Annotated in this window: 6 protein-coding genes and 1 pseudogene; 1 reads left to right on the top strand and 6 read right to left on the bottom strand. The window is 71.0% G+C overall.

Going from position 1 to position 7,258, the window contains the following annotated elements; all coding sequences use genetic code 11:
• Nucleotides 1-121 precede the first annotated feature (121 nt).
• The 3 genes from ACFVQ0_RS12015 to ACFVQ0_RS12025 all read right to left on the bottom strand — a co-directional run bounded on the left by ACFVQ0_RS12015 (nucleotide 122) and on the right by ACFVQ0_RS12025 (nucleotide 3,423).
• Complete coding sequence (locus tag ACFVQ0_RS12015) at nucleotides 122-1,921, bottom strand: coagulation factor 5/8 type domain-containing protein (RefSeq protein WP_390086988.1); 1,800 nt, start codon at nucleotides 1,919-1,921, stop codon at nucleotides 122-124.
• Between the two features lie 334 nt (nucleotides 1,922-2,255).
• On the bottom strand, nucleotides 2,256-2,813 hold the full coding sequence (locus ACFVQ0_RS12020) for a TetR/AcrR family transcriptional regulator (protein WP_390086990.1): 558 nt from the start codon (nucleotides 2,811-2,813) through the stop codon (nucleotides 2,256-2,258).
• 31 nt (nucleotides 2,814-2,844) lie between these two features.
• Entirely contained in the window at nucleotides 2,845-3,423 is a 579-nt protein-coding gene (locus tag ACFVQ0_RS12025; protein WP_390086992.1) for a sugar O-acetyltransferase, read from the bottom strand.
• A gap of 91 nt (nucleotides 3,424-3,514) precedes the next feature.
• Between ACFVQ0_RS12025 and ACFVQ0_RS12030 the strand changes: the two genes are divergently transcribed.
• Nucleotides 3,515-4,720, top strand: a complete 1,206-nt coding sequence (locus ACFVQ0_RS12030; RefSeq protein WP_390086994.1) for an MFS transporter — start codon at nucleotides 3,515-3,517, stop codon at nucleotides 4,718-4,720.
• On the opposite strand, the gene thrS is transcribed toward ACFVQ0_RS12030, so the two are convergent.
• The 3 genes and pseudogenes from thrS to ACFVQ0_RS12045 all read right to left on the bottom strand — a co-directional run.
• Nucleotides 4,710-5,978: a threonine--tRNA ligase gene (gene thrS / locus ACFVQ0_RS12035; protein WP_390086996.1), complete on the bottom strand. Its 1,269-nt coding sequence runs from the start codon at nucleotides 5,976-5,978 to the stop codon at nucleotides 4,710-4,712. The two genes, ACFVQ0_RS12030 and thrS, sit on opposite strands and share 11 nt — an antisense overlap.
• Before the next feature lie 174 nt (nucleotides 5,979-6,152).
• Entirely contained in the window at nucleotides 6,153-6,860 is a 708-nt protein-coding gene (locus ACFVQ0_RS12040) for a class F sortase (RefSeq protein WP_390086997.1), read from the bottom strand.
• A 144-nt stretch (nucleotides 6,861-7,004) separates the two neighbouring features.
• Nucleotides 7,005-7,258, bottom strand: a pseudogene (locus ACFVQ0_RS12045) (hypothetical protein); the annotation flags it as partial.

A 7,258-nucleotide genomic window follows, 5' to 3' on the forward strand; every position in this document is an offset into this window, starting at 1 on the left:
CGCCCGCCCCGACAGCCCCGCCCGCCCCGGCACCCCCAGCAGCCCGGACGCCCGACAGCGGTGTGCCCCGCCGATACACACGACGGGGCACACCGCTGTCAGGGCTGTGTCGGGTGCCTTCCTACGGGAAGGACACCACCTGCGACGGGACGGTGTCCGTGCCCGACGTGGGCGAACCCGTGTCGTTGATGACGTGGTCGTACTGGCCCTGGCCGCCGAGCGAGACGACGAGCAGGTCGTGGAACTTGACCCCGGGCTTCACCGGGGCCTCGAAGCCGTGGCCCTGGATGATCGTCGGGTCCACGTTGTAGTAGCAGTAGCTGCCCAGGCCCCACCCTTCGTGGGTGGTGACGGAGTCGTCGACCTTGTAGGCCGCGAATCCCTTGGTGTCACCGTTCTGGACGGCCGCCTGGTTGGGGGCGTCGTACGACTTCTCGTTCTGGAAGAAGATCGTCTTGCCGTTCTCACCGGACCAGCGCACGTCGTACTTGTTGAAGTGCTCGACGAACAGTCCGGTGGCCAGCACGTTGTCACCGTTGACCTGGAGGCCGTAGTCGGAGCGGTTGGTCTCCCAGCCGACGCCCTCGCCGTGGTCGGCGCGCCACAGCCAGGTGTGGTCGATGATCGTGTCGTTGCTGTTGATCACCATGGCGGTGGTGGCCTTGCCCGCCCCCGCGCCGCCGACCCGGGCGAACACGTCCTGGAGGGACGTCGGGTTGTCCGCGTGGCTCGTGGTCGAACCCTCGGTACCGACCTCGATCAGCGACTTCGAGTTGGTGGTACCGGCGTCGATGAGCAGACCGGCGAGCTTCACCCCGTCCACGTCACCGACCTTGATGGCGGTGACCCCGTTGTCCGGGACGATCGTGGCCATACCCAGACCGAGCGCCACGGTGTTGGCGCGGTCGATGTTGATGGTCTGGTCGACGTGGTAGACACCGGGCGTGAACAGCAGGTGCAGACCCTGCTCGACGGCCGCGTTGATCGTCTCGGCGGTCGCGCCGGGCTTCACCACGTAGAACTGGTCCAGCGGTATCGACTCGCCCTTGGGCGCGCCGTTCGCCCACGAGACACCGCGCGCGTTGGTGCGCTTCTCGGGGACGAACACCTTGTAGTCGTCGCCGTCCAGGTACAGGAACGGCTTCTCGCGGGAGACCGGGGTGTTCTCCAGCGTGGTGTACGGCGGCTCCGGGAAGCTCTGGGCGGGGGCGCCCTCGACACCGGAGAACGTCATGTTCCAGACGCCGTTGCCCCAGCCGCCGATCGAGCTGTCGCGGGTGTACCACTGCTGCTGCGAGTACGGGCCGACCTGGCCGTCGATCTTGCTGTCGGCGATGTACCCGCCACTGGCCCAGCCGTAGCCGTCGGGTGCCAGGTTCAGCCCGCCCTTGACGTGCATCCGGCGGAACGGGGCGGCCTGCGAGACGGCCCAGCGGTCGGTGCCGCTGACCGGGTTGAGCGCCAGGTTCTCCGCCGAACGCCAGAAGTTCTGGGTGGCGTTGCCGTTGAACCAGCCCGCGTCCACGGTCACGTCACCGTTGAAGGTGGTGTCGTCGGGGTTCAGCCCGAGACCCGCGATCGAGGTGTAGAAACCGATCTGCGCGTTGAGGTTGTTGTACGTGCCCGGCTTGAACATCAGCGCGTAGCGGCCGTCACCGAACTGCGCCGACTCCTGCTTCTTGAACACCTCGTCGACCTTGGCCTGGATGTCAGGCGTCGACGGGTCGAACACCATCACGTTGGGACCGAGGTCGCCGCCGCCCTCGATGGCCTTCGCGTCCGCCCCGAAGGCGTTCTGCGCGGTGGGGACGGCCATGAGGAGCGAGACGGCGAACGCGGCGAACCCGAACGTGCGGGTACGTCGCCTGCGGCGGGGTGCGGTGGGGGGAGCGATGGGCGTCTCCGTGGGGGGAGCATGCATAGACGTACGTCTCCTGAGTCGTGGTACGGGTGACACGACGAGCTTCCCGGAGAGCCCGTGAGAGCGCTCTCCGACGGGAGTTGATGCTTCCGCTGTCACCTGGGAAACGTCAAGAGGTGTGCATCAAGAGCCTCAGCCGAACCGCCTGTGCGCAACAATTAACGGCGGCAGAAAGGCAATTGACCCGTTCTGGGATCAGTTCCGGGTGCGGTTGACTTTAGGAGTTGATGTTGGTCGGCGTGGATCGGGGCGGCCGTGATCCGGGTTCCGGACGCGGACCTGGCCGGCACCTTGGTCAGGTGGGGTGCCGGCCAGGGGATCTGGGGGTGCGGGGTCAGGAACTCCCGCCCGTGCCCCGCGTGATGCGGGCGATGGCCTCGACGGTCAGGGCGCGGTCGTGCGGTTCGGTCTCCAGGGCGCGGTGGATGGACAGGCCCTCGATCAGCGCGTCCAGCTGCCGGGCCGTCGCCGGATCGAAGTGCCACTCCAGCGCGCGCCGGCTCCTGCGCATCCACTCCCTGGTCAGTTCGCGGTAGGCGGGTTTCCGGGCCGCGAGCGTGTAGAGCTCGTGGGTGAGGACCAGTTCGCGCTGATTCCCGCTCGACAAGTGGTGAACGAGACCGGCCACCGCCTCCCGGGCCTCGTCGGGCGTCTCCGCGGCGCCGAGCCGCTCCTCGAACACGGCGATGATGCTGCTGGAGAAGCGGATGAACGCCTCCCGCAGCAGCTCGTCCATGCCGCCGAAGTGGTACGTCATCGACCCGAGCGGCACCCCGGCACGGGCGGCGACCTTGCGGTGCGACGTCCCGGCGACCCCCTCTTCCGCGATCAGGTCGAGCGCGGCGGTGATGATGCGCTCCCGCCGCTCGGGGTCGTTCCTGCCGGTCGCCACGGTGCTTCCTCTGCTGGGCTGGATTTCTGGGCTAGATCGAACGGATCACCCGGGCCGGGTTGCCCACGGCGACCACGTTGGCCGGGACGTCCTTCGTCACGACGGCTCCGGCGCCGATGACGCTGTTGTCCCCGATGGTCACCCCGGCGAGCACGATCGCTCCGCCGCCGAGCCAGACATTGTCCCCGATCGTGATCGGCTTGGCCGCTTCCAGCTTGTCGCGGCGCGGCTCGGGCTCCACCGGGTGGGTCGGGGTGAGCAACTGTACGTTCGGCCCGATCTGGCAGTCCCGGCCGATGGTGATCGGGGCCACGTCCAGGGCGGTGAGGTTGTAGTTGATGAACGTGTCCTCGCCGACCGTGATGTACGTGCCGTAGTCGACGTACAGCGGCGGCCGGATGTGCGCACCCGCGCCGACACCGCCGAGGAGTTCGGCGAGGACGGGCTGCGCGGCGTCGGCGTCCTCCGTGTACGCCGCGAGGTACCGGGCGGCGAGGCGCACGGCTCGCTGCTGGGCCTTCGCGATGTCCGGATCATCGGAGATGTAGAGGTCTCCGGCCAGCATCCGCTCATGGTTGGTACGGGGGTCTCCCGCGAAGTGATCCTTCATGCGTACGATCGTACACTCAAGGCGTACGATCGTACGCTCCTGCTGTCGCCCTTTTCTGCTTCCTCGATCCGTCTGCTGAGGCCCCACTGCCATGGATGCCGCTACGCGCCGCTGGCGTACCGCCCTGTTCCTCTTCATGCTCGCCGCGGGTGTCGGAATGGCGTCCTGGGTGGCCCGCACCCCGGCCGTCCGGGACGGGCTCGATGTCTCCACCGGCTCGATGGGCCTGGTGCTGTTCGGGCTGTCCGTCGGCTCGATGGCCGGTGTCACCTCCTCCGGCCCGCTGGTACGCCGGTACGGCGGCCGGGCGGCGATCAGTGTCGGGGCGTCGCTGATCGTCACCGGGCTCCTGGTCGTCGCGGCGGGCACGGGTCTGTCGCTGGCGGCCGGGGTCTTCGGCGGGCTCGCCCTGTTCGGCGGCGGGATGGGGCTGGCCGAGGTCGCGTTCAACATCGAGGGCGCGGCCGTCGAGGGCGTCATCGGCCGGGCCGTACTGCCCGTGCTGCACGGCTGCTTCAGCCTCGGCACCGTGGTCGGGGCGCTGCTCGGCATGGGGCTGACCGCGGCCGCGTTCCCCGTCGGCTGGCACCTCACCGTCGTCGCGGTGCTGATAGCGGCCGCCGCGGTCCGGGCCGTCCTCGCGATCCCGCCCGGCACGGGCAAGGAGGAGGCGGCCGAGACCGCGGGACCGGGCGGGCTGCGCGGCCAGCTGGCGGTGTGGCGGGACCGGCGCCTCGTCCTGATCGGGGTGATCGTGCTGGCCATGGCCTTCGCGGAGGGCGCCGCGAACGACTGGCTGCCGCTGCTGATGGTGGACGGCTACGAGGTGAGCGCCACCGCCGGCTCCCTGACCTTCCTGGTCTTCGCCTCCTCGATGACCCTCGGCCGCTTCGCGGGCGGCCCCCTCCTGGAGCGCTTCGGCCGGGCACAGACCGTCCGGATCAGCGCGGTCGTCGCCGCGCTGGGCCTGGCGGTGGTGATCGTCTCGCCGAGCCCGGCGATGGCGGGCGCCGCCACGGTGCTGTGGGGGCTGGGCGCCTCGCTCGGGTTTCCGGTCACCGTGTCCGTGGCGGGCGACCACCCGCACGACGCGGCGGCACGGGTCGGCGCCGTGTCCACCGCGGGCTATCTCGCCTTCCTCGTCGGCCCGCCCGGACTCGGTTTCCTCGCCGATCACATCGGACTCCGGCTCGCCATGACCGTCGTCCTCGCCTTCCTGATCGTCGCCGCTACGCTGGCCGGTGCGCTCGGCTCCGACCGGCGCGCCGCCGGGGAACCGGCCCCGGTCACCCCATAGGGCCCGGCTCCTCGTCCCACAGCGCGGTGCTGTGCGCCGCGACCAGCGCGCCGATCCGGGCGAGCGCCTCCCCGGCCGGCCCGGGGCCGAGCCGCCGCCCGTCGCGCAGGCGCAGCGCGACGCGGTCGTCCGCGGCCTCCGCCGCGCCGATGACCGCCTGGTACGGGACGAGGCGGGCCTCCCGGACGCGGGCGCCCAGGCTGCCGCGCTCCCGGCCGCTGACCTCGGCGCGCAGCCCGAGCGCGGTGCAACGGGCGGCGAGCGCCTCGGCGTTCGGGAGCTCGGCGTCGGAGACCGGCAGGATCACGATCTGGGTGGGGGAGAGCCAGCCGGGGAACGCGCCGCCGTGCTGCTCGATGAGGTGGGCGACGGCCCGTTCGACACTGCCGATGATGCTGCGGTGCACCATGACCGGCCGGTGTTTCGCCCCGTCGGCCCCGATGTAGTGCAGATCGAACCGCTCCGGCTGGTGGAAGTCGATCTGGACGGTGGACAGGGTCGACTCGCGGCCCGCCGGATCGGCGACCTGGACGTCGATCTTGGGCCCGTAGAACGCGGCCTCGCCCTCGGCCGACTCGTAGGGCAGTCCGGACGAGTCGAGGACCTCGGTCAGCAGGGCGGTGGAGCGCCGCCACATCTCGGGCGCGGCGACGTACTTCCCGCCCGGCCCCGGCAGCGAGAGCCGGAAGCGGGCCGGCCGGATGGAGAGCGCCTCGTACGCCCGGCGGATCATGCCGAGCGCGGACCGTGCCTCCTCCGCGACCTGGTCCAGGGTGCAGAAGATGTGCGCGTCGTTCAGCTGGATGGACCGCACCCGGGTCAGCCCGCCCAGCACTCCGGAGAGCTCGGAACGGTACATGCCGCCCAGCTCGGCCATCCGCAGCGGAAGTTCCCGGTAACTGTGCGAGCGGGAGCGGTAGATCACCGCGTGGTGCGGGCACAGGCTCGGCCGCAGCACCACCTGCTCGCCGCCCAGGTCCATCGGCGGGAACATGTCGTCGCTGTAGTGCGACCAGTGCCCCGAGATCTCGTACAGCTCCCGCTTGCCGAGCACCGGCGAGTACACGTGCCGGTAGCCCGCCAGCCGTTCCTCGGCGCGGATGTACTCCTCCAGGGTGTGCCGCAGCGCCGCGCCGTCGGGCAGCCAGTACGGGAGTCCCGCGCCGATCAGCGGGTCGGTGTCGAACAGCTCCAGCTCGCGGCCGAGCCTGCGGTGGTCGTGCATGGCGGTCTCCTCGCGTACGGAGGGGCGAGTCACCGCAAGCAGAAGCCCCGGGGCACTCGCCCCGGGGCTTCGGACTGGTCAGCAGTCAGCGCGCCGGGACACTCTCCGGCGTCGTCGTCACAGCGGCACGCTTCATGCGGGGGACGCTAGCAGGGACCCCGGGCGCCCCGCGCGGGGTTTTCCGCGCGGGGCGCGCGAGCACGGCGGTCAGCCCTTCTTGGACGAGTCGAGGTGGGCGAACACGACCACGTTGTCCTCGTAGTCCTTGACGGTCCTGTTGTAGTTGCCGCCGCAGGTGATCAGGCGCAGCTGGGCGTCCGGGGTGTCGGCGTACACCCGCTTGTCGGGGAACTTCGCCTTGCTGAACGTCTCGACGGTGTCGACCTTGAACGTGGCCACCGTGCCGTCCGCGCGCGTGATGTCGACCGTGGAGCCGGCCTGCAGGAACCGCAGCTGCAGGAAGATCGCGGGCCCGGTCGTCGTGTCCACGTGACCCGCCACGATCGCGGCCCCGCGCTCGCCCGGCGTCACGCCGTCCTTGAACCAGCCGGCCAGGTTCTTGTCGTTCGGGGGAGGCGCGTCGAGCCGGCCGGAGGAGCCGATCGACAGGGGGGTGAACGGGGCGTCCACCGCGATGGCCGGGATCCGCAGCCGCGTCGGTACTGAGCGGGGCAGGGACGGTCCTGGGGCGGCCGTCTTCGGGGCGGCGGAGGCCGACGCGGGCGCGGGGGCGGCGGGCGCGGCGGCCGCGGGTGGGGCGGGCGGTTTGTCGTCGGCCGCGGAGCCGACCGAGTTGTAGATGAGCAGCATGCCGAGACCGGCCGCCGCGGCGGGCCAGAGCAGGGCGCGGCCGAGGGTGGTGGTGTCGGAGGCAGTCCGGGAGGAGGGTGAACCGGGCGACTGCGGGGCGGCCATGGAACGAGCCTTTCGTCTGCGCGGGACAAGGGTGATGGGGGAGGAGGCGAGGCGCGGGGGGAGCGGGAAACGAAGGCGCCGCGGCCGCCGCCCTGAGGGACGACGGCCGCGACAGTGGAGCTACCGGCCGGCAGTGCGGTCGGGTCAGGCCATCGCACCGCCCGTCGCCTGGCGGCGACGCAGCTTGTAGGCGCCGACGCCGACGCCACCGAGCAGCAGCAGCGAACCGGCCGCGAGACCACTGCCGGTCATCGCCATCGCGCCACCACCGGTGTGCATGCCGCCGCTGGGCTTGTCCTTCTTCCAGCCCTCGTCGTCCGACTTGCCGCGCTCGTCGGACTTGCCGCCCTCGTCGTTGCCCGGCTGCCACTCCTTGGCGACCGTCATCGACAGGGCGC

The sequence above is a fragment of the Streptomyces sp. NPDC057900 genome, assembly GCF_042887885.1.
GTDB lineage: Bacteria > Actinomycetota > Actinomycetes > Streptomycetales > Streptomycetaceae > Streptomyces.